At 38.2% G+C, this 20785-nt stretch carries 19 protein-coding genes; 12 read left to right on the forward strand and 7 right to left on the reverse strand.

The genetic code is table 11. The annotated features are described in order from the left end of the window. Window positions 1–326 precede the first annotated feature (326 nt). Window positions 327–1193, forward strand: a complete 867-nt coding sequence (locus DYD21_RS14025) for an SDR family oxidoreductase (RefSeq protein ID WP_116037624.1) — start codon at window positions 327–329, stop codon at window positions 1191–1193. A gap of 258 nt (window positions 1194–1451) precedes the next feature. Here the strand turns inward: DYD21_RS14025 and DYD21_RS14030 are convergent, their stop codons facing one another. After that, window positions 1452–1847 (reverse strand): hypothetical protein, encoded by a 396-nt coding sequence (locus tag DYD21_RS14030; protein ID WP_116037625.1) that lies wholly within the window; start codon window positions 1845–1847, stop codon window positions 1452–1454. 310 nt (window positions 1848–2157) lie between these two features. Here DYD21_RS14030 and DYD21_RS14035 point away from each other — a divergent pair, with 310 nt between their 5' ends. The 3 genes from DYD21_RS14035 to DYD21_RS14045 all read left to right on the forward strand — a co-directional run bounded on the left by DYD21_RS14035 (window position 2158) and on the right by DYD21_RS14045 (window position 4033). Then, complete coding sequence (locus DYD21_RS14035) at window positions 2158–2517, forward strand: PRC-barrel domain-containing protein (protein ID WP_116037626.1); 360 nt, start codon at window positions 2158–2160, stop codon at window positions 2515–2517. Between the two features lie 280 nt (window positions 2518–2797). Beyond that, on the forward strand, window positions 2798–2995 hold the full coding sequence (locus DYD21_RS20910; RefSeq protein WP_147303597.1) for a hypothetical protein: 198 nt from the start codon (window positions 2798–2800) through the stop codon (window positions 2993–2995). Window positions 2996–3472: 477 nt separating this feature from the next. Then, window positions 3473–4033, forward strand: a complete 561-nt coding sequence (locus tag DYD21_RS14045) for an AraC family transcriptional regulator (RefSeq protein WP_116037628.1) — start codon at window positions 3473–3475, stop codon at window positions 4031–4033. Between the two features lie 71 nt (window positions 4034–4104). Here the strand turns inward: DYD21_RS14045 and DYD21_RS14050 are convergent, their stop codons facing one another. The 3 genes from DYD21_RS14050 to DYD21_RS14070 all read right to left on the reverse strand — a co-directional run bounded on the left by DYD21_RS14050 (window position 4105) and on the right by DYD21_RS14070 (window position 10091). Beyond that, entirely contained in the window at window positions 4105–4473 is a 369-nt protein-coding gene (locus tag DYD21_RS14050) for a response regulator (RefSeq protein ID WP_116037629.1), read from the reverse strand. Window positions 4474–4728: 255 nt separating this feature from the next. Further along, window positions 4729–5193, reverse strand: coding sequence for a hypothetical protein (locus DYD21_RS14055; protein ID WP_116037630.1), 465 nt, complete (start codon window positions 5191–5193; stop codon window positions 4729–4731). A 1157-nt stretch (window positions 5194–6350) separates the two neighbouring features. Then, entirely contained in the window at window positions 6351–10091 is a 3741-nt protein-coding gene (locus DYD21_RS14070; protein WP_116037633.1) for a chemotaxis protein CheB, read from the reverse strand. A gap of 492 nt (window positions 10092–10583) precedes the next feature. Here DYD21_RS14070 and DYD21_RS14075 point away from each other — a divergent pair, with 492 nt between their 5' ends. From DYD21_RS14075 to DYD21_RS14090, 4 genes are all read left to right on the forward strand, one after another. Further along, entirely contained in the window at window positions 10584–11216 is a 633-nt protein-coding gene (locus tag DYD21_RS14075; protein WP_116037634.1) for a response regulator transcription factor, read from the forward strand. 770 nt (window positions 11217–11986) lie between these two features. After that, window positions 11987–12235: a four-helix bundle copper-binding protein gene (locus DYD21_RS21525; RefSeq protein ID WP_348636192.1), complete on the forward strand. Its 249-nt coding sequence runs from the start codon at window positions 11987–11989 to the stop codon at window positions 12233–12235. A gap of 57 nt (window positions 12236–12292) precedes the next feature. Next, on the forward strand, window positions 12293–12790 hold the full coding sequence (locus tag DYD21_RS14085) for a ferritin-like domain-containing protein (RefSeq protein ID WP_116037636.1): 498 nt from the start codon (window positions 12293–12295) through the stop codon (window positions 12788–12790). Window positions 12791–12867: 77 nt separating this feature from the next. Next, the gene (locus DYD21_RS14090; protein ID WP_147303598.1) at window positions 12868–13263 is read left to right on the forward strand and encodes a hypothetical protein; all 396 of its coding nucleotides are present in this window, start codon (window positions 12868–12870) and stop codon (window positions 13261–13263) included. A 768-nt stretch (window positions 13264–14031) separates the two neighbouring features. On the opposite strand, the gene DYD21_RS14100 is transcribed toward DYD21_RS14090, so the two are convergent. Beyond that, window positions 14032–15342 (reverse strand): ferric reductase-like transmembrane domain-containing protein, encoded by a 1311-nt coding sequence (locus tag DYD21_RS14100; RefSeq protein ID WP_199535553.1) that lies wholly within the window; start codon window positions 15340–15342, stop codon window positions 14032–14034. A 34-nt stretch (window positions 15343–15376) separates the two neighbouring features. Further along, window positions 15377–15763: a PRC-barrel domain-containing protein gene (locus DYD21_RS14105; protein ID WP_116037639.1), complete on the reverse strand. Its 387-nt coding sequence runs from the start codon at window positions 15761–15763 to the stop codon at window positions 15377–15379. A 259-nt stretch (window positions 15764–16022) separates the two neighbouring features. Between DYD21_RS14105 and DYD21_RS14110 the strand changes: the two genes are divergently transcribed. Together DYD21_RS14110 and DYD21_RS14115 are read left to right on the forward strand one after the other, a co-directional pair. Further along, on the forward strand, window positions 16023–16559 hold the full coding sequence (locus DYD21_RS14110) for a DUF421 domain-containing protein (protein ID WP_116037640.1): 537 nt from the start codon (window positions 16023–16025) through the stop codon (window positions 16557–16559). Window positions 16560–16754: 195 nt separating this feature from the next. After that, window positions 16755–17201: a hypothetical protein gene (locus DYD21_RS14115; RefSeq protein WP_116037641.1), complete on the forward strand. Its 447-nt coding sequence runs from the start codon at window positions 16755–16757 to the stop codon at window positions 17199–17201. Between the two features lie 172 nt (window positions 17202–17373). Here DYD21_RS14115 and DYD21_RS14120 read toward each other — a convergent pair whose 3' ends face one another. After that, on the reverse strand, window positions 17374–18423 hold the full coding sequence (locus tag DYD21_RS14120; RefSeq protein ID WP_147303599.1) for an AI-2E family transporter: 1050 nt from the start codon (window positions 18421–18423) through the stop codon (window positions 17374–17376). 418 nt (window positions 18424–18841) lie between these two features. Between DYD21_RS14120 and DYD21_RS14125 the strand changes: the two genes are divergently transcribed. After that, window positions 18842–19438 carry an RNA polymerase sigma factor gene (locus DYD21_RS14125; RefSeq protein WP_116037643.1) on the forward strand — a complete coding sequence of 199 codons (597 nt, stop codon included), beginning with the start codon at window positions 18842–18844 and terminating at the stop codon, window positions 19436–19438. Window positions 19439–19767: 329 nt separating this feature from the next. Next, window positions 19768–20784 carry a FecR family protein gene (locus tag DYD21_RS14130; RefSeq protein WP_158607301.1) on the forward strand — a complete coding sequence of 339 codons (1017 nt, stop codon included), beginning with the start codon at window positions 19768–19770 and terminating at the stop codon, window positions 20782–20784. Window position 20785 lies beyond the last annotated feature (1 nt).

Below are 20785 nucleotides of genomic sequence, written 5' to 3' on the forward strand. Positions count from 1 at the left end.
AACATATCCTCATTACGACTGCAACAAATTTTGTACTTGTCCTATCTATAAAATTCCTTAGTCATAAATAAATGACCAAAATTATTCGTCAACCCGGTTCACAACAGAAAGAAGGGGTAAAGTCTACTGTATTTGAACAAACGAGACTTTATTATCAAAAATTTGGAGAATCGAGGGTAAATCAAAATAAACAGGTAAATAGCTGCTAAAGAATAGCCTCTGAATTCGCGGAACATACAGTTAATAATGATGTTAGATTCATATACTTATACAATAAAGTAACAAGAGCAGAAAGTTATAATTTAGATTAGAAAACGTATAAACAAATGGATAAAGAAAAGTTAAAAGAAGAGGAACTTCCAAAACAGTCACAGGATCAACCGGGTAAGGAGTCGGAGATGAATCCTGAACCGGAAATCATTCGCGATTCTTATAAAGGAAGTGATAAGCTTAAAGATAAAGTAGCTTTGATTACCGGCGGAGACTCCGGTATCGGGCGTGCAGTTGCCGTTCACTTTGCCCGGGAAGGCGCAAACGTTGCAATCATATATCTTGAGGAGGATGAAGATGCCGAGTTAACCTGTGATATGGTTGAAGAAGAAGGGACTGAGTGCCTGATTCTTCGGGGTGATATCCGCAACAAAGAGTTTTGCAAATCATGTGTGGATGATGTTATCAACAGGTTCGGAACCTTAAATATTCTCGTAAACAATGCCGGTGAGCAGCATGTTCGGCAGGGAATCCAGGAAATCAATATGGATGATGTTGAGCGAACCTTTCAGACGAATATCATTTCGATGTTTTACCTCACTCAGAATGCATCAAAGCACATGAAAAAAGGCGACTCAATCATTAACACGACAAGTGTTGTGGCTTACCAGGGCAGAGAATATTTAATTGATTATGGAGCTACAAAAGGTGCGATTGTATCTTTTACACGATCATTAAGTGATGATCTGGCGCCAGATGGGATCCGTGTAAATGCTGTTGCTCCGGGACCTATCTGGACCCCGCTGATTCCGGCAACGTTTGATGAAGAGCATGTGGCTGAATTCGGGAAATCCACATCGATAGGACGACCTGGACAACCTTCTGAAGTGGCTCCTGCATATGTCTTCCTGGCATCTGATGATGCTTCTTACATTTCAGCCCAGGTCATTCATGTGAACGGGGGAGAAGCTGTGGGAGGATGATCTAAGTTAGAAGCCTGGGATTAGTTCTTAGCCAGTCCAATAAGCATAAACAGAATTCATAAAACCTAAATATCTTAGATAAACTGTAAATAATTCTATTTAGCCCCCTCCATATGGAGTGAATTTGCGACATAGGGAGGGGACGGGGGTGGGTCAAAATACCAGATGATCTGAATCTGAACTCAGGTTTTATAGGCAATAATTTATAGGTATTTACTATTTGAATAGCCTTAAATATACGGAAATGTCATCTGTCCCTTAGCAACCCGCCTCTTCCTCTTGAGGCACCGTAAAATCAGTTAGTTCATAAATAAGCGGTTCATGATCAAATGGCTGGGGACATTTGTCAACTGAAATTCTTTTCGAGCGTACTAACATTTCTTTTGTAATTCTGGCTGTCAGCTGGGTATCGGAACTTGTCATTTCTGACATGTCAAATAAATCAGCATACGCCGGAACAGCGAAATATTTAATGGAAGTATCATCAAATAATTCACTTCCCAAAATGATATACTCCGGATTCTTTTGACTATCGGTACTTTCATCCACTCTTAATACGCCAGCAACAAAACCGATTCTTTCACCGTCATTGCTGAGTACTGCTACACCGGTTTTGTCATGTATCTTCTTTATTTCTTCTTGTGTTAGTTTCATAGTTTTCTCTTAAAAATAATTGAATTATGAAGTTCTTTAATTTCACTTCAATCAAATGATGAAATATTGTAAACTTGTATATTATATTTTAGTTCCTTGAAAATTTACTTGCCCAATTATCCTGCTATTTAAATAGAAATAATGGAATCCTTTTCATGTACTATGTAGTAAATTTTATTACGAATTAAATGTGATTTATGCTATTTAGATTATGCTTTTTTGTGGTCATATTTAACGAGAGAATCAAGAAGTCATACAATTGAGATAAAAGAAAAAATCGTACTATCAAACTATTAAACAAATCAACATCATGAATACAAGAACCTTATCTTCTTCCACCATAACCGGACAAAAAGTATATAACCTGAAGGGAGAAAACATTGGTGACATTAAAGACCTGATGATAAATCCCGCAAAAGCAAATGTAGAATACGCAGTACTTGAATTTGGAGGTTTTCTGGGTATTGGCAGTAAATATTTTGCTATACCGCTTGAAGCCCTTCAATTTTCCGAAAAAGAAGAGAAAATCATGCTGGATGTAAACAAAGAAAAGCTGGAAAATGCTCCGAGCTTTGATAAAGATAACTGGCCATCAAGCGCCGATCCTGAATTTGTAAATTCAGTGTATACTCATTACGGTTATGAAAAACGCCATAGCTCAGCTTTATAAAAAAGCATCAGGAACCTGTTCATTTTTTTAATCTATAATGAAATGAGCGGCTGACCTAAATTGAATGTTCGATTCAGGTCATGAGTGGGTATCCCTTACTTCTGGAGGGCTTTGCAAAATCCCTGGTTCTGCAAAGCCTCTTCTGCTTGATATGCATTTTGAGTCAATTAAAATGGTATCAAAAAAAAAGTATGGGATATTCACTTTATTAGTTCACCGTGTATGTGTGAAATCAGTCATTATCAGATTATTAACTGAGTATATAAAACTATTTTTTAAGATGAGTTATAAAAAAATGATGTCTCAAATATTATTATTGGAGCATTCTGATTTCAGTATAGTTCAATCCGGTAAATGGGCACTTGAAGAACTGAACCTGAATAGCAGGGATACGAGTATGGACAGGCAAAGTATGGATAACGAACATACGTTAAATCATACGATTTCTGGTGAGCTGAATAAACCGGATGAACAATAGCTGGTTCATTTGTTGCCGTTGAATTTTAGACCTATATGATTCCCGATTGTCCTGATTCCATTCATAATAATGAAGGCAGGTAAATTTAATTACTCACATAAGTTTATGGGTTGCCAGGTACAGCCTGCCCGGACAGGTTTAATCGTACCATGAGATTTTGAAGTATTCGTAATGATGAAAGTAAGGAAGAGTCCGGTAAACGTGGATATCCCTTGCAAGCCATACAGAGAGGGATAAGATTCGACGAAGATCAGTAAATATCCCAATACTGTTGATGTAAATAATTTTACTGACAGCCAGCTGAAAGCGCTTTTAGAGTAGTACATCATTCCATGCGTACGCAGTGAGGATTTAACCGACCGATGGCAATCAGTAAACAGGCAAACGAAAGGGGATTCTGGCGGAGCATCACCGTCTATTTTAAAAACAATTGACTCATTTTTCTGAAAAAAATGAGTTTAAGTAAAAGGGGGGATTATGAAACTATATATCAAACATATGGTTAGTTTGCGCTGCAAGCTTTTTGTTCAGAAGGAGCTTGAAAAGCTTGGACTGACCTGCTTTACAGTTAATCTTGGCATGGTTGAAATCGAGGAAGAGATTTCCGATGAAATGCTTGAGATATTCAACAATAACCTGAAGAAATCAGGACTGGAAATACTTTATAGTAAAAAAAGGATTCTGGTTGAAAAGATTAAAACCGTGATTGTTGAAATGATACATCACTCTAATGAAGTGCCAAAAATGAATGATTCAGATTATATCAGCCAAAAATTAGGGTATGATTATACTTATCTGTCTCACACATTTTCGGAAGCAAAAGGAATGACCATTCAGCAATACATCATTTTGCACAGGATTGAAAAAGTAAAGGAGATGTTGATGTATAATGAGCTCACTCTTACTGAAATTGCTTATAAACTACATTACAGTAGTGTAGCTCATCTATCGTACCAGTTCAAGAAAGTGACGGATCTTACTCCAACCTATTATAAAGAAATGAAAGAGGTGCGCGAAAATAATATTGAAGAATTGTAAGCGAATGGTAGAGTGCCGATCGGCAGAAAACCTGGATCAGGGAAGCTTTATTATACCCGCACGTTCGCTTCCTATATATAACATTTTAAAAGCGTATCTGATAGTATTTCTTTATTAATTGGCTTCTGTAAGATACCCCTGTTATGGGTTTGTTTGATGCGATCCTGGTATTTTGAAACATCCAGTCCGGAAATATAAATTACTGGTTTATACCATAACTTTAACATCTCTTTTGCCGCTTCAACACCATCCTTTTCCCCGTTTAGTTGGATGTCCATTAGAATCAGATCAGGGTGTCGGGAGGTATACATTCTGATAGCTTTTTCGGCAGTATCAGCAATGCCGATAGGTGAATGACCTAAATTTTGCAGCATATTTTGAATACTAAATGCTTGCACTTTATCATCCTCCACTATTAAAACTCTCAATTGAATAAACATCGTTATTGAACTAAAGTGATTCGTGAATTGAAACTACATCAAAAAAATAATTTTAAGTATTTTATTTTATAATTGAAAAATGCTGAGCAGAATGCCCGGGTTAAGAACCAAATTAAGTTAAAAAAAGCGCAAACCTATTATTGGCCTGCGCTTCTTTTTCCCCTTGATATCTTGCCTGAATACGAATGCTATTCAGGAATGTGTGGCCTTCTTCCGAACAAATTAAACTCTATTTTTCAATTTTAAACGGTTAACTCAATTACCATTACCGTCGATCTCCCGAATTCTGTTATCCCAATCGTTCAAATTTGTGGTTACTCTTTCTTTCAGTCTTTCAATATTAACTTTAACCCCACTCCAGGTACTTGAAGAAGAATCCTCAAGATCCTCAATCGCATTATCTATTTCGGAACGATGTTGTCTCATATTTTCTCGTATTGACTCAAGTTCTTCAACTGACTCTTCATCAGCTTCTTCAATTTTAGAATCCACCTCTTCACTTTTTCTGTCAAGTTCTTCTCTCAATTTTTCCAGATCTGATACTAATTCCTGCCGTTCATTTTCAAAGGCCTCACTCCGATCATCCTCATACATGGGTGAGTCTTCATTTTCAACTAAAGTACCCTGATTATCTCTGGTATCGCCACACTGTATAAAGACAAATAATGCTGCTATTAAAAAAAGGATAATACTACTTGTTTTTTTAATTATGTGGTTCATGATTAGTTCTTGTTTAATATTTTTGTTGAATAAAGTTTCCGGACGTGCTCATATATTTGATTTCGGCAGGCCGTTCATTTTTACTTAACCACTCCTATCCTGAATGAAATATATTAGTAAATCTTACTTGTATGATAGAAAATTTGTCCCATCTAATGTGTAGCGGAAATATATTTTTTGATGTAACAATTTTTACCATACGGATGTCGAAAGAATGAAATGTTAGCTTCTATTTGAGTACGACGGGGCAGGAGGAGGGACGATCATTTTTTGAGCAAAGGGTGGTAAAACGGATCTTCCACTTCGATCGTGTAGCATAGTTTCACGGTAATTCTGCGAAGAAACAGGATGCATACTGCAATTGCCAAAACATCAACAGAAATATGAATCTTTTTACGAATAAAATCATCATTCGTGGAATATTAGTTTTTGATTTATTTGTAGAAAGGATAAGGTTGTCTACGGCAAAAACTGTCTGCATGAAGGGGGGTGGAATTTTTGTTTAATAACCCGGCAGATTATTTAAATCTGCCGGGTATATCAGCGCTCTCTTTACTCATAAGCGTCCTCAAATTATCATCTCTAAGACAACCAAAATGAGGAAACTATATATCGTTATGAGTGTACTTTACTACATCACCGGCAATAAAATACAGATTGATTATATAAATCTATGTGGCAGAATATATTACATTTATGTAATAGAAATTACGTCCTTAAACTGTGGATTGTTCACTATAGCGCAACTTCCACAAAATGGGGATGTAGGGCTACAAAGTACGTTTCAATTAAAACAGTAGATCGTATATAAAATGAATGGCATTCACCTTTTCAGGAATGTAACCAGCCCCGTTTCGGGGCGGCATATCCGTAGCCCCAGCCCCAGAGGTTCACAAGGTGAATCTCTGGGGTACAAGGAGGCCGATTTTTATAGAAGCACCGTAGTTAGCGGCATCATTAGAACTCTGAATTCAATCTCAGTCATAAAATCCAAAGGGACCGAAAATGACATCCGAAGGCGGGTTGGGTTGGAGGGCAGAACAAGAAGCGTTTCTGGTAACTAAAATAATGGATGTGGCACTACAGAGCGTTGTTTAAAGAGTTTTGAGATAGTGGATATACAGCAGCAGATTAACCGAAATCATTTTAAACAGGTACTATTCTTTTGCTTCAACCCGTCTCAAATTTTTCATCGGCATCTTACATGTAACCACAGTTCCAGATGCACCTTCATCAGAGTAATTGGAAATATTAAATGTACCTCCTAATAAATCCATTCGATGTTTCATGATTCGAAGACCTTTTCCCTTGTTGTTGTTTTTGTCTTTCAGGCTAATACCATCATCTTTAATCTGAAGAATAAAATGGTCGTCTTCTCTGTAGACGGATACAACAATCGTCTCTGCTTTCCCATGGATCGCGGCATTCTTACATGCTTCCTGTACAATGTGATAGAGATGGGTTGCCGCTTCTCGATTTTTTATTCTATCAAGAATCTGATTGTTTGCCTTTAGTTTGCAATTGGCACTATACAGCTTACTTGTCTGGGTCATTAGAAATCTGAAAGTACGTTCCACTCCTTCATTTTCAATGTCCACCGGAATAATCCAATGGGTCATGTCCCGAATACTATTTATACACATATCCAGCATTTTATTAAACTGCTTCACCTCTTCTGAAAGATCAATTTTGTGATCGGCAGTTTTTAGCCGGATATCATCAACCAGAATTTTAATGGTTGCAAGTAATTGCCCTAAATTATCATGCAAATACCCGCCTAACTCCCATCGATCATGAACGCTGTTGGTAATTATTTCCCTTTGAAGCTGCTCGCTTCGCTCTATCTCGTTTTGTAATCGGGTATTTGACTCTTCCAGCTTTTCACGATTTTTATGCTGTTCAATTGTTCGGCCAAGTATATTCGCAACCACCTGTATATAGTGAAGCTCTTGTTTGGTGAATTCTCGTTTTTCTTCGGTATAGGCAGCAAAAACCCCATACACACTATTCGACCCTCTAATGGAAATGTGGACACTGCTGCAGACTTCACTTTCTGCTAAAAAAGGAGAGACCCTGAACCTATTTTCTTTCTGATAATCCAGGACTGTTACGGGTTCTTTAGCATTGAGGCTATAACCAAGATCCCATGTCTCATCATTTTCCAACTCTGTATCCTGGCAGCCGCACCCTAAATCATTTGCAACTTTAAACGAATCATTCTGCTCGTCATACTCCATGATAGCTGCACATTTTAAATTCAAAATGGCACAGCTTTGCTGAAGAGCCCGATGCATCACGTTATCCAGGTCATCATGTTCCAGCACGTAAACGCCAAGGGTTGCCAGTGATTCCTGTAAACTTTTATCTCTGACGATATCCCTGGCTTCTTTCAGCTCTGTAAATTCCTCAAACGAGAGAACAGCCCCTTCCATGTTATCTTTGAAAGAACAATACGGACGTATCTTCATCATGAACCACCGCCCGTCTTTTGTGGTTACGGTTTTTTTAATTTTATTACCATTATGCTGGACCTTTTCGATATCAGAAAGGAGTGTGTCATAATCCAGTGAATGGGTAATATGCTGTAATGGTCTCTTTTTATCAGTATCAATAAGATTGAAAATACCTGTTGCTGCAGGGGTAAAACGCTGAATGCATAAGTCACGGTCCACGAAAATAATCCCTATTTCGGTGGCTTCTATAAGATTTTCCAGATCGCTGTGGGCATAGTGCAGCTCTTCAACCTTACTTTCAAGCTGGTCGTTTACGGTTTTTAATTCCTCGTTTACTGATTGCAGTTCTTCTTTACTGGTTTCCAGCTCTTCTGTAGTAGACTGTAATTCCTCATTCATCGACTGAAGCTCTTCGTTCGAAGCCTTTAGTTCCTCGATGGATGCCTCATACTCCTCCACCGATAACCGAAGTTGCTGCCGTGTATATTCCAGTTCGTTCTCGAGGGATAAAATAATTTCCGGAGCCTCATCAGTAGCTTCCGGTTTAGATATTTTTCCTTTTTTCCTATCGGTTTCAGGATCTTCAGCAATTTCTTTGAATACCACATGAATAAGGCCTGTGGGAAAATTCTTTTCAGTAAAAATCCGGGCAATCAATACCAGTTTATCGGTGCCCTCTTTAGTACTGATTCTTCTTTCAACAGATTTTGAATCACTGTTTTTTAATTGGTGTAAAATATTCCGCAGATCCTGCCGGATACCAGGTTTCACCATATCCAGGATATTTCGGCTCGGTTCACCGCCCGAATATTCAAGGAATTTTTTGATGCCATCCGTGGAGTGAATTACATCAAAATCTTTAGTAATGAGCACGCTTTCCGGTGCATAAAGCCCGGCCAGCAGGCTCCAGTGCACTTTTTCGATGTTATCTTTCTTTTTTGCAGTGGCTCTTTTATAGTTGGTGCCTACTTCCGTTTTATATAGCAGGGGCATTACGGGAAGAGAATTCCGGGATTGGATTTGGGCTTTCTTTTGATAGATTCGATAGTTTTTAGTGACAGGGTTGAATAATGCGTCCCCACTGATTCCGGTATCGGAAGTTCCCAAAAAAAGCCAGCCGTTCTCTCGCAGTGCGTAATGAAACAGATTAAATACTTCCGACTGCAGGTCCTGGTTCAGGTAAATCAAAAGATTCCGGCAGCTAATCAAATCCAGTTTCGAAAACGGTGGATTTCGAAGAACGTCATGAGTGGCAAAGAGTACCATTTGCCTTATCTCATCATTTATGATATACCCATCCTGGTTCTTTTTAAAAAAGCGGCGCAGCCTTTCAGGACTGATGTCATTTACAATGGATTTGGGATATCGGCCTGCCCGCCCTTCATAAAGTGCTTCCCTGTCTACATCGGTGGCAAAAATTTCAATCGTTGAATGATAGTCAAGCTCTGATGCGTGCTCATACAGAAGAATCGCCAGGGAATAGGCTTCTTCGCCGGTGGCACACCCCGGCACCCAAACCCGTATGGGGGTATTTTCATCTTTTCCTTCAAATAACGCAGGGATGGTTTCATTCGCGAGCGCTTTAAATGCCTCGGAATCTCGAAAAAATTGGGTGACACTGATCAACAGGTCTTTATATAGCTCGTCTATTTCATCGGGGTTTTTATCTATATAAGCCAGGTACTCTGCCAGATTTTTTGATCGGGTTACCCGTAAACGACGACCGATTCTTCTTAAGACTGATGGGCGGCGATAGTTACTAAAATCATGGTCATTTCTGCTTTGAATACGATCCAGAATTTTAGCGAGTGCATTATCTTCATCTTCAATTTCTGATAATATCGATTCCGTGAGACCCTGAAAGTATTGTTTCAGCTCATCTGCCATATCTTTAACAGGCAAAACTTTATCGACTGCGCCTGTTTTAATGGCGTTTAATGGCATGGAGGAATGCTGAGCTTCTTTGGGATCCTGAGCAATCGTAATACCACCATGTTCTTTTATGATTTTCATGCCGGTAATACCATCACTTCCTGAACCGGAAAAAAGTATACCTGCCGCATACATGTGTTTCATTTTTGCGAGGGTGCGAAACAGATGATCAATACTGGCTATACCATGCTCTTTCTTTGGATCAGACAATTCAAGCTGATTATCTTCTACCGATAACAACTTGCTGGGGGGAATCACATAGATTTGATTTCTCCGGAGGTTCGTCTTTTCATAAACCTGAGTGACCTTCAATTCTGTTTCTCTCTGAAGTATTTCACTAAGGTTGCTCTCTTTGTCAGGAGTGAGGTGCTGTACCACGATAAATGCCATGTCGGTTTCTGCAGGTAAAGATCTGAAAAATTCCTGAAGCGGTTTCAGTCCTCCTGCTGAAGCTCCAAGTCCTACGACAAGAAAATGTTCATCATTGTGATATTTATTCGTATTTGTTGACATATAAAATTGAAGAAACAATTTTAATTAGTTAATGTACAAGAAGTTACCAAATAAAGTGGGTGAAACAATAGTTATATCATATTTCATAATGTTATATGATGGCTATTTAAAATCTGGGATTTTGTCATAGTTCAAGACCATAGTGAAATCGAAACCGGGGCGTATGTAAGATAGATGAAGATTTTGATTTCAGGCGCCGGGCAAGGAGGTACCATGCAGTGATAGTCCCAGAATGTGACAAAGGCACGGTTTTGAAAAGTCTTCTATTATATATCTTTTCTTGAAATCATATGTATTATATAGGATATTAAACTATGTATATTAGGGTATATTTTCAGGTATAAAGATATTATTTGTGATATTTTTAGTCGAACCCAAACTGAATAAATTATAACTGACTTCTGACTAAAAAGGATGTCAGGAATAAAAGTAATAATAAATACAAATTGGATATCAATGCTATAAATAAAATATTAAAAATGAGAGTGAATAATGATCAAAATAGCTATAGCCGATGATCATCCCCTGATGCTGGAAGGGGTGAAAAATGTTTTAAGCAGGGAAATGGAGGCCCATGTCACTGGAGAAGCCAACAACTGTAATCAAGTTTTTGAAATGCTAAATGCGGAGCTTCCGGATATTCTCATTCTCGATTTTACAATGCCGGGTAAAAGCGGTCTTGACATGTTGAAGGACATTAAAAATTTATATCCAGAACTTCCAATTCTTATTCTGAGTATTCATCCGCCTGAACGTTTTGCCGTTCGCTGCATTAAATCCGGTGCGGATGGATATTTGTGTAAGTCTGTTATTTCTGATGAATTAAATAAGGCCGTTAGACAAATCATCAAAGAAAATCGAAAATATATAAGTCCGGAAGTAGGAGAGCTTCTTGCCTTAAAAGCTTGTAGCAAAGATGATTGTTTGCATGAATTACTTTCCGATCGCGAATTTGAAATACTCTGCATGATAGCAGGAGGTATGAGTGTACAGAAAATTGCTAAAAAACTTTCATTAAGTACGAATACAATTCATACGTATCGTTACCGGATCAAGGATAAACTTGAAGTATCTTCAAATGTGGATATGGCAAAATATGCGTTTCAGCATGGTTTAATAAACTAAATGGAGTGGGCTTTGTATTGCAGTCCGTCTGCACGATGTTTTTGCGGGCTGACGGATTGAGGGCTCCTTTTAATCGTAAGTGGTTTAATTCCCCGACCCTCTCTGGGTCGGAAAGGATGAAATTTCCCTTTGAGAGGCTGTGAGGAAATTGTTTTCCAAAGAAAATGCACTTAAATAAAGTAAGATTTCTGCCATTTTCTCAACTCCCAGACTTTCTGACCCACCCCCGTCCCCTCCCTATCGCGCCCTAACGGGACGTGATAGGGAGGGGAGCTTCAATACAAGCTTTCATACCTTAAAAAATAATGAATGCCTACAATTGAGAGGGTAAATTCTCACAGCCTCTCGAAGGGGGACACTTCAGAATAAACCCCATATTGACCAAAAAATTATGGATTCTAAGTTGATATCTCGTGGGCTCTGCCCCGAGGTTGTTCATTATGGGTGTTTCAGAGCCTTCTATTGAAATTATTGCAATAAATGATCTGTTAACAATTTACAGGAGTTACCAATAGAGGATTCTGGAATGTTCTCTCAGCTATACTTTTTGTAGCAATTATCTTACATGTTAATCATACATCACGCTATATAAATTGAATCATATCATAAATAAATTGCGAGTGGAAAGAAGAGATGAGTAAATATCAAAAAAATCAAATCGATAGTTAATCATGGACATTCACAATGAACTTTTAGAATCATTAGAGAACTGTGTTAAAGCGTGTAATTATTGTGCAGCATCCTGTCTTGATGAAGAAAATGTTCAGCCAATGACCGATTGCATAAAATTGGATCTTGATTGTGCAGATTCGTGCCATTTGGCTTTAAAGTTATTGGTGAGAAACATCACCCCTGCTGTTTCGATAATAGAATTTTGTAAAGAAATCTGTGCAGAATGCGCCGCAGAGTGTGAAAAACATGATCATGATCATTGTCAGCAGTGTGCCAAAGCATGCAGACGTTGTGAAGATCAATGTAACAAATACCTGGATCGTATAGCGAATGCTGACACAGTTTAATTGTATCTACACTACTTCAGAAATAAAAACTCAAATCAAGTAAAATCAGATAATATCATGGGAAAATTAAAAAACTTAGAAGATCTGTTTCATCATCATTTGAAAGATGTATACAGTGCAGAGAAACAGCTGATAAAGGCATTGCCTAAAATGATCAAAAATTCATCCAACAAGGACCTTAAAAAAGCATTTGAAGAGCACCTTGAGGAGACAAAAGAGCATAAAAAGCGTTTGGATGAAATTGGTAAAGAACTTGGGATAGAGATGACCGGTGAAACTTGTGAAGCAATGAAAGGGCTCATTAAAGAAGCTGAGGAATTCATCAAAGAAAATCCTGACCTGGATGTTAAAGATGCCGGTATTATTGCTGACGCGCAGCGTGTTGAGCATTATGAAATATCTGCTTACGGAACGCTTGTAACCTATGCTAAAGGTGTAGGCAATAAGGATGCAGCCAAGAAACTGCAAAAAACTCTTGATGAAGAATCAGCGGCAGATAAAAAACTGACTAAACTTGCCAAAAAAAGTATCAATCCGACTGCAAAAAGTGCCTGATTATGTCATTTGCATTAACCACAGATATAGTGCTTCAATCGATAGGGAAGCGGGTGAACGATTTCCGGCGAAAGACATTGGGCGAAGTTGTAGAAATTATCCGCAACCCTGAACATGATGCGATTGAATATATCGTCTTAAAAATCAATGATCTATTAGGGCAGGAAGTTCGATTTTTTGCTATCCCGGTTTCGTTATCCATCATAAAAATTTCGAAAAGGGGGGAAATTACTTTATTAGCGAATAAAGAAGATCTGCATCTGGCGTGTGCGACCACTCCCGGAAGGGGCCAACAGCCCAATCATCATTTGAACCCGTTGATATTTGAGCTTATTAACTATAGCAAACCGGAACAAACGAGCAGAGAAAACACAAATAAGCCGGGCATATTGAACGGTGGTAAGCAGAGCATAAAAAATGCACAACACAAAAAGTTCGAGGAAGAATCGCCCGAAAATTCCGGTAAAAATTAAAACGTGTTTAAGAACTTCTTTATCACGCTGATAATGTGGGGTACGATATTTTTGTGTCGAAACATCAGGGGATGATTCCCGGAAATCCAATTCAATTCAGAAAAGAAAAAAATTCATGTATCAATCAAATAATGATTCATATTGGGATCACAATAAGATCCAGACAAGTGAGAAGGAAACTGACAACGCTGAGAAAGAAATATTACGTCTTGGAGCTAACGATCAAAAGAAAATATTTTGGATTCAACAGAGACTAAACGTCTCAAGAGAGGAGGCGCTGAGAATTTATCATAATTCATTGCTCTGATTCGGTTCATTGACTTTCGCCATCAAACTTCCAACGCCGCGGCAGGGTAAGAGATATATAAAGCCATGGTCAAACCTATCTGGCCGGAGATCAAAAAAACCGCATCCCAAATAGGATGCAAATCAATATAAACACGATAGTCACCACATCGGCTAAACGGCGTATAATCTTGTGCAGCAGCTTTCGTTGTTTTTCCATTTCATTCGTTGCTTTGGTTAATAATTGTTCTTCAGCGTTTAAACCTGAGTTTGATTCTGAAATTGAGTTAAAAAGTGGCGGACACGGTCAAAAAAGGCGTCATACCGCACTTGTTACGGTATCTCCTATCCCTAATACAGGCAGGAGATACCGGATCAAAGTCCGGTATGACAGTACTGATGATAAATTCCTTGTTATACGCCCTTTTTGCCCCGTGTCCGCCACTTTTTAACATATAAGACATTTATAACCGAACTCAGGTTTTAAACAATTTGAAAACGCTCCATATATATTCGTTTCCATTTGATATTTAAATCATAGAGGGCAATGCCTGCGATATCCATCATGGGTTCGGGGCCACAAAGGTAATACATAAACTCATTCGGCATATCGGGCAAATATTTTTCAATGAGATCTTTACTTACCAGCCCGGACTCACCGTCCCATCCATCGGGAGGTTCTTCCAGCACATGTATTACATTCAAGTCAATACTCTTACTTAACTCTTCGAGTTCATTTTTGAATGTGACATCCTTCCACTCCTTATTTGCGTAAATCAGTATCGCTTTTCGCGGGTCGTTATCTTCCCGCATGGTTCGGAGCATGCTCATGGCTGGTGTGATTCCGATCCCACCCATTATTAAAAAAAGATGGCTGTCGTCTTTAGGTGTAAACGACCCGAATGGCCCTTCCAGCCATACCTTGGTACCGGGTTTTATATCTTTCCAGGTTGATGTGAAATCACCATCATCAGTAGCGGTAAATTTGATTTCTGGTTCGCGGGGACTTGAAGAAAAAGTAAATGGATGCTGCTGAAGAGAAAAAGGGGTCGGACCAATTGTGATCCAGGCAAACTGACCCGGCAGGTAGTCCATTTTCTCGTGGCCAACCGGTTTGATTGAAAGTGTCCAGCAGTTTCCAACCTCTTCTTTTACATCGGTAATGGTGTAGGGCCTGTTTTTGTTTTGCCAGGGCCTTACAAGACGTGTATGGATAGTAAGGTACATCGCCGGGACCATTACAGCGGCAATCGCTATCTTCTTCCAGAGAGGTTCCAGGTAATGCGATACCTGCATAGCATGAACAACCCCTATAAAAACGATGGCTATTGCTAAAACTCCGTGTATAAGTCTCCAGTGCTCATATTGAAGCTTAAATGTAATTCGCCAAATGCTTGTTACAGTGATCAACAGAATTGCAACGGTTACAAAACTAAGAGCCATTGCGCGCATAAAATTTACGGTTGGATCGAAATACGCGAGAAATTCTGGTTGTGCCAAGATTAGTATCACCGGATGAGCCATCACAAGAAAAAAGGCTGTAATGCCGATTTCCCGATGAAAATTTATGATATTATCCTTTCCAAACCTTGGCGCTATCCATTTAAAACGACCGGAATAGAGGAACTGCAGGGCAAACAACGAAAGTCCAACAAAACCGAGCGCCACCCCGAACTCAATCCAAAATGACCGGAATTCCGGTATTTCTCCTGCGACTGCAATTCCCATCGGAATAAGGCCGAGAAGAATATAGATGAATAGCCAAAAAAATCCGTTTTTGAGGGAATATCTCATGATTGTAATTTTTCTTGTGAGTCGTGCGAGGTAATCAAATCCTATTTTGTGAACTGGATAATTGAGGATTTTCCAATTCAAAAAAATCATATACCGATTGGACAAACTTTGAATCTAATGCTTGCTTCCAGTTATCTGTATCAAACCCCGGCGCATTTTTTAGCTCATTTTTACTGATATCAAGAGTAATGATCAACTCATCTTTCATGGTTTTTTCTTGCAGAGCAAATCCGAAAGCCGCCAGAGGAACTACATGGTACTTTTTACTTTCTCCAAAATTAAAACCAGAAGAGATAAGCGCTAACACAGTGCCATCTTTTTGAAAAATGATTAGATCTTTAATAGTTCCAATTTGTTTACCCTGATCATTTAGAATGTTGTGCCCGATGATAGTCGATGCTTTTAATTGATTTTTATTCAAGGTACGATATGATTTAGGAGTGTTTAAGAGTAATTATACTCTAAAGTATCATTATATATGACAATGTAAATCGTAAATTATACGGATATCTTGTAGTTCTTTCTGTTACATTTATATATAAGAGAAAAAATATATAAGAGAAAAGTTTAGCAGATCCAGTAAGGCTGTTGTAATATTAGAAGGCTTTGTAATGCCCATCTGCCGGCTGCCTGCGGTGCAAAGCTCTCAATCATTCGCCAATTACAAAACAATCAAAATTATGGATTACTCCTGGATCACTACTACATGGACGGCAATAATAATGGTCATTATATCTTCAATAGGAATATATATTGCTATCATTTTATTTACCCGGCTTTCAGGGCTCCGGTCATTTTCAAAAATGTCCAGTTTTGATTTTGCAATGACTGTTGCTGTGGGTTCACTCTTTGCTTCAACAATTTTAGCTAAAGATCCGCCTCTCATCCAATCAGTAATTGCATTGGGAGCATTATTTGGATTACAAATCATTGTTGCAAAACTACGGGGGATATCTCCGTTAATGTCTAAGATTGTAGATAATCAGCCTACGTTATTAATGAAGGGTTCTCAAATGTTAGAGGAAAATTTAAAATCCACAAAAGTCACCACCGATGATGTCAGAGCCAAGTTAAGGGAAGCAAATGTAACGGATTTAAACCAGGTAAAAGCTGTGATTTTAGAAACGACAGGAGACATATCGGTGCTCCATAGTACGGATACTTCACAAAAACTTGATGATTTTTTATTGACGGATGTAAAGGGATGGAATGTGTAATCAGTAGCTTTAAAATGATGCACATGATTTCGTTTCAACACTTGAAACGTGACGTTGTTTGAGGGAAGAACGTCATTTCAGAGAAATACACACATTCAAACGGAACAATACTTGGGCTATCCATGCCACGGATGCAGGTTTGAAACTTTGAGGAAGTGATTGATGAGAAACCCAAACGTCTAATCTATTTTTAGTATGAACTTTATTCTGATCATTCTGCTGAGTGCCTTTATCGCTACCACACTGATGACCATAGTCAGTTACTGCATGTCTTATATGTTTGGAAATCAATTTAAAGAACCGGTACTGCTAAATACATTATTGAGAAATTCGACCTGGATCAGTGAAGATTCTGTCAATAGTGCCGCTGGCTGGCTCATGCACTACGCGGTAGGAATTGGCTTTGTAGTGATTTACTATCTACTATGGAATTTTGGCGGGCTTTCACCAACATATTTTAATGGAGGTTTACTGGGTTTAATCAGTGGAGTTTTCGGGGTAAGCGTTTGGTGGATAATTTTTAAAATTCACCGAAACCCTCCATCTATAAATCGAAGTGGTTTTTTTCTTCATCTAATCATAGTACACATCATTTTTGGTGTAGGAGCAACTGCGGGGTATCTGCTATTAAGTTCTAACTGAAGTCCATATATCGATCCGGATCCTGACTGTTTTTTGCAGGGCAGTACAACAAATGAATTTTAGCACCGGCAATTTTGACTTTGGCAGGGATATGAGAAAGCTATTTCAATCTAAACCGATCCATATCTTCCTTTTTAAAGCGGATCTATTGGGTTGGGCCGCAATGGGCATTTTAATTACCTAACACCGTACCCAGCGGTTGGATTTTACCGGAGTGGTTAGAGATAATTTTGATAGTGGCAAAGATAGGAACAAACAAGATCATCCCTGCTACACCCCAAATAATTCCTCCCAATAATACCGCAACGATTACCGATAGTGCATTCAATTCTACTTCCTTGCCGATAAGGTATGGTTCCAAAACGTAGCTTTCTATCAGCTGAATGATAATTACACAAATTGTAAAGAATAGTATTTGATAAAAGTCATTAAAGAAAATAAGTGCAAACGTTATCGGTAAAATTCCACTTATTAACGGGCCTATATATGGAATGATGGTGACTAAAGCTGCAAAAAGAGTAAGAAGCAGGGCATATGGGAGCCCAAAGATTAAAAAGGTAATGTAGTACATAATGGCAAGTGAAAGCATAACCTGTAATCTGCCCCACAAATAATGAAAAACGACCTTACTGATTTTACTTAATGCATCTTTGGCATTTTCTTCTTCACTCCCCGGGGAATACATGCTAATTATGAAGGTCATTAACTTGCCGCGATATAACAGAAACAAGAATGTGTACACAAAGACCAATAGAAATTGAAATGTAACTTCAAGAATATTGCCAATAAATCCTGCAATTCTTGTTTCTATGACCTCCCATAAAGTATCTATTCCTGCAACATTATGTTGAGACTCACCAGTTGCATCGGCAACTTCCTTTTGAAGATATTCTATACCCGATCGTATCTCTTCTTCAATAGAAGGAAGCTCCTCTGCAAATTCATTTATCTGAAGGAAAAACAGGAAAAAAAAGATGCCTGAAATGATGAAAAGGGTAAACGTGCTGACCAATGATGACAGCACTCTGTTGAACTTATGCTTCTCCAGAAAATTTGAGAAGGGGACGATGAGCATGGCCAAAAATATCCCAAAAGCGAGAGGGATTAAAAATGAGGCTAAATAATACATAAACAGCAAAACGGCTGCTAAAAAAATAAGTAAGCGATTGGCTTTGTTTAAAAATCTCATGCCCTCTAAATTATTGAACTTTCTCTTGCTCAAGTTAATATAGGTTACAGGATTGGTTTTTTATAACCCGAGTTCAAGTATTATTACCCGGTAAAACGGAAGAAAAACTCTGCATAAGCCTGGCAGTAAAAAGGCATGCCTTCACTATCATTAGTCAAAAAATCAAAAGGCTTAGGGCATAAAACTATCAAAGTGACTGAGCGGTACCTGAAAAAATTTGATTCTGATGGTCTTGATTCAAAATGGATAGTTTGTTTAGTGGATGAAATATAGTTCAGGGAGCATGATGGGTGGAGTAGAGCAACTTTCAGATTTATGGATTTGATGTTTAGAGGGCATTTTTTTAAGAGTTTAGTAAAGAATATTTTCGTATTTGCTATTAATAATAAATCCATATTACTTAATACTTAATGTCTGCCAGCTACTCAATTTATCATTATCTGATTCCGGAATGTATGATCTGAGCGATACAATTTTACTTCAAAAAATTCGAATTGGGTGTGAAAAAGCGTTCAGAGAAGTGTACGATCGCTATCACGTGCAAATGTTCTATATTGCCAAAAAGTATATTAAGGATACAACTTTGGCCGAGGATGTAGTGCAGGATGTTTTTGTTAAACTTTGGGAAAAAAAGCACAAACTGGATCATGTTCAATCCCTTAAAGGATATCTTTTTACCATGGTCAGGAACCATGTTCTGAATATGATACGGGACAGGAAAAGTGACCTCATATCCATATCCGGTGTATCAGAAAAAAAGCTTCCAGCACACAACCTCACTGAAGAAAATCTACAGTATAGTGAATATGAAACTATCCTTAAGAGAGGTATAAGCGAACTATCCGACCGAAAAAGAGAAGTATTCGAACTGCGGACAAAAAGAGGGCTTACCAATGCGGAGGTAGCAGAATTATTACAAATTCACGTCCGAACTGTAAAAACACATTACTATAACAGTTCAAAATTTATTCGTACTTATCTTAAAAATCATGCGGGTATTCTGACTTTTCTGATAGTGTGTCTTCAGGCAATTTTCTTGAAAAGTTAGCAAGTAGTAACTCTCCTCTTTTTTTGTCAGGTTTAAAAAATGGTAATGACAACCTTAGCTATTTGAACCATAGTTTTCTAATCACCTATCTACAGATTCCCACTTCTTTAAAGGTGATATGTAGATGTTTCAATCTACAAATGAACGGTACTGTTTCATCCTGATAAGCATATCCTGCAAATTTTTCCTTGCAAAACAATAGATAAAAGATAGCCTGAGATTGGAGTGGAAGTGTTTTTAAAAAAAAACAATTTTTTCTCTAATACTTTTGCACTTCTATTGTGTCTCACTAATAGCAGCATGAAAGCATGGAATTGAAAAGTATTCAGATGAGCAAAAAATTAGCAGAAAAATTTCTTAACAATCAAACAACTCCGGCTGAAAACGAAGTCGTTCTGGAGTGGTTTGAAACCACAGAAGGACAAAAATTTCTACTTGAAAGTATTGAGCATGACAAGGGGTATATGGATAAAAAGGACCTCCGGTCAACAGTTTCTGATCTTGATTCAGAAAAACTTTACAGTTCTATTCAGGAGGAAATCAGGAGTAAGAAGAAAATATTTTCTCTCAAAAGCACTGACTGGCTGGGCTATTCAATGAAAGCAGCAGCAGCAGTTTTGGTGATTATTACTGCCACCTTATTCACTATAATTCTTGAAAGTAACAAAACAGATCAAGTCGCAGAGCGTGAGCCTGTAATTTTCCAAACAGAGCAAGATCAGCATAGGGAGATTACGCTGGGTGATGGATCTGTAGTTCGGCTTAATGAAAACTCTGAAATAGTAATTTCAGAAGATTTTTTGGACGAGAAACGTGAAATAACACTGACCGGTGAAGCCTACTTCGATATTGTTCATAAACCTGAGTCGCCATTCATTATTCAAGCTAACCAATCTTCTATTGAGGTATTGGGTACCTCTTTTAATGTAAGGTCCATTTCAGGTCAGGATAATGTACAAGTTGTGGTAGAAGAAGGTAAGGTTTCTTTCTCCGCAAAAGAGGAGGGGTATAATGAGCGACCGTCAGTAATATTATCAAAGGGTCAGTATGGTTATATGGATCTAAATGAGGGTTCCATTCAAGTAGATGAGGTAGCTATAGATAATTATTTCGCGTGGAAAAGCGGGCGGTTTGTCTTTGATGATTTAACACTTCAGCAGGTATGTACTCAATTGAACCGGCTTTATGAACTTGAGTGTGGATTTGAAGGTCAGGAGTCACGAAATCTTAGCCTTACAGCTAACTTCTCAAATGAATCTCTGGATAAAACATTATCCGTTATTGCTCTTACACTGAATCTTGAATATGAGAGAAATAATAATCAGGTAAAGTGGATTGACAAATGAA

This window comes from Rhodohalobacter sp. SW132 (assembly GCF_003390325.1).
Taxonomy (GTDB): domain Bacteria; phylum Bacteroidota; class Rhodothermia; order Balneolales; family Balneolaceae; genus SW132.

Bases quoted from the DNA above. Each gene is read 5' to 3' on its own strand.
- DYD21_RS14045 (WP_116037628.1), top strand. From the start codon at position 3,473: ATGAAACTATATATCAAACATATGGTTAGTTTGCGCTGCAAGCTTTTT.
- DYD21_RS21525 (WP_348636192.1), top strand. From the start codon at position 11,987: ATGACCGATTGCATAAAATTGGATCTTGATTGTGCAGATTCGTGCCAT.
- DYD21_RS14025 (WP_116037624.1), top strand. From the start codon at position 327: ATGGATAAAGAAAAGTTAAAAGAAGAGGAACTTCCAAAACAGTCACAG.
- DYD21_RS14125 (WP_116037643.1), top strand. From the start codon at position 18,842: ATGTATGATCTGAGCGATACAATTTTACTTCAAAAAATTCGAATTGGG.
- DYD21_RS20910 (WP_147303597.1), top strand. From the start codon at position 2,798: ATGAGTTATAAAAAAATGATGTCTCAAATATTATTATTGGAGCATTCT.
- DYD21_RS14035 (WP_116037626.1), top strand. From the start codon at position 2,158: ATGAATACAAGAACCTTATCTTCTTCCACCATAACCGGACAAAAAGTA.
- DYD21_RS14030 (WP_116037625.1), bottom strand. From the start codon at position 1,847: ATGAAACTAACACAAGAAGAAATAAAGAAGATACATGACAAAACCGGT.
- DYD21_RS14115 (WP_116037641.1), top strand. From the start codon at position 16,755: ATGAACTTTATTCTGATCATTCTGCTGAGTGCCTTTATCGCTACCACA.
- DYD21_RS14070 (WP_116037633.1), bottom strand. From the start codon at position 10,091: ATGTCAACAAATACGAATAAATATCACAATGATGAACATTTTCTTGTC.
- DYD21_RS14055 (WP_116037630.1), bottom strand. From the start codon at position 5,193: ATGAACCACATAATTAAAAAAACAAGTAGTATTATCCTTTTTTTAATA.
- DYD21_RS14130 (WP_158607301.1), top strand. From the start codon at position 19,768: ATGAGCAAAAAATTAGCAGAAAAATTTCTTAACAATCAAACAACTCCG.
- DYD21_RS14085 (WP_116037636.1), top strand. From the start codon at position 12,293: ATGGGAAAATTAAAAAACTTAGAAGATCTGTTTCATCATCATTTGAAA.
- DYD21_RS14075 (WP_116037634.1), top strand. From the start codon at position 10,584: ATGATCAAAATAGCTATAGCCGATGATCATCCCCTGATGCTGGAAGGG.
- DYD21_RS14110 (WP_116037640.1), top strand. From the start codon at position 16,023: ATGGATTACTCCTGGATCACTACTACATGGACGGCAATAATAATGGTC.
- DYD21_RS14100 (WP_199535553.1), bottom strand. From the start codon at position 15,342: ATGAGATATTCCCTCAAAAACGGATTTTTTTGGCTATTCATCTATATT.
- DYD21_RS14050 (WP_116037629.1), bottom strand. From the start codon at position 4,473: ATGTTTATTCAATTGAGAGTTTTAATAGTGGAGGATGATAAAGTGCAA.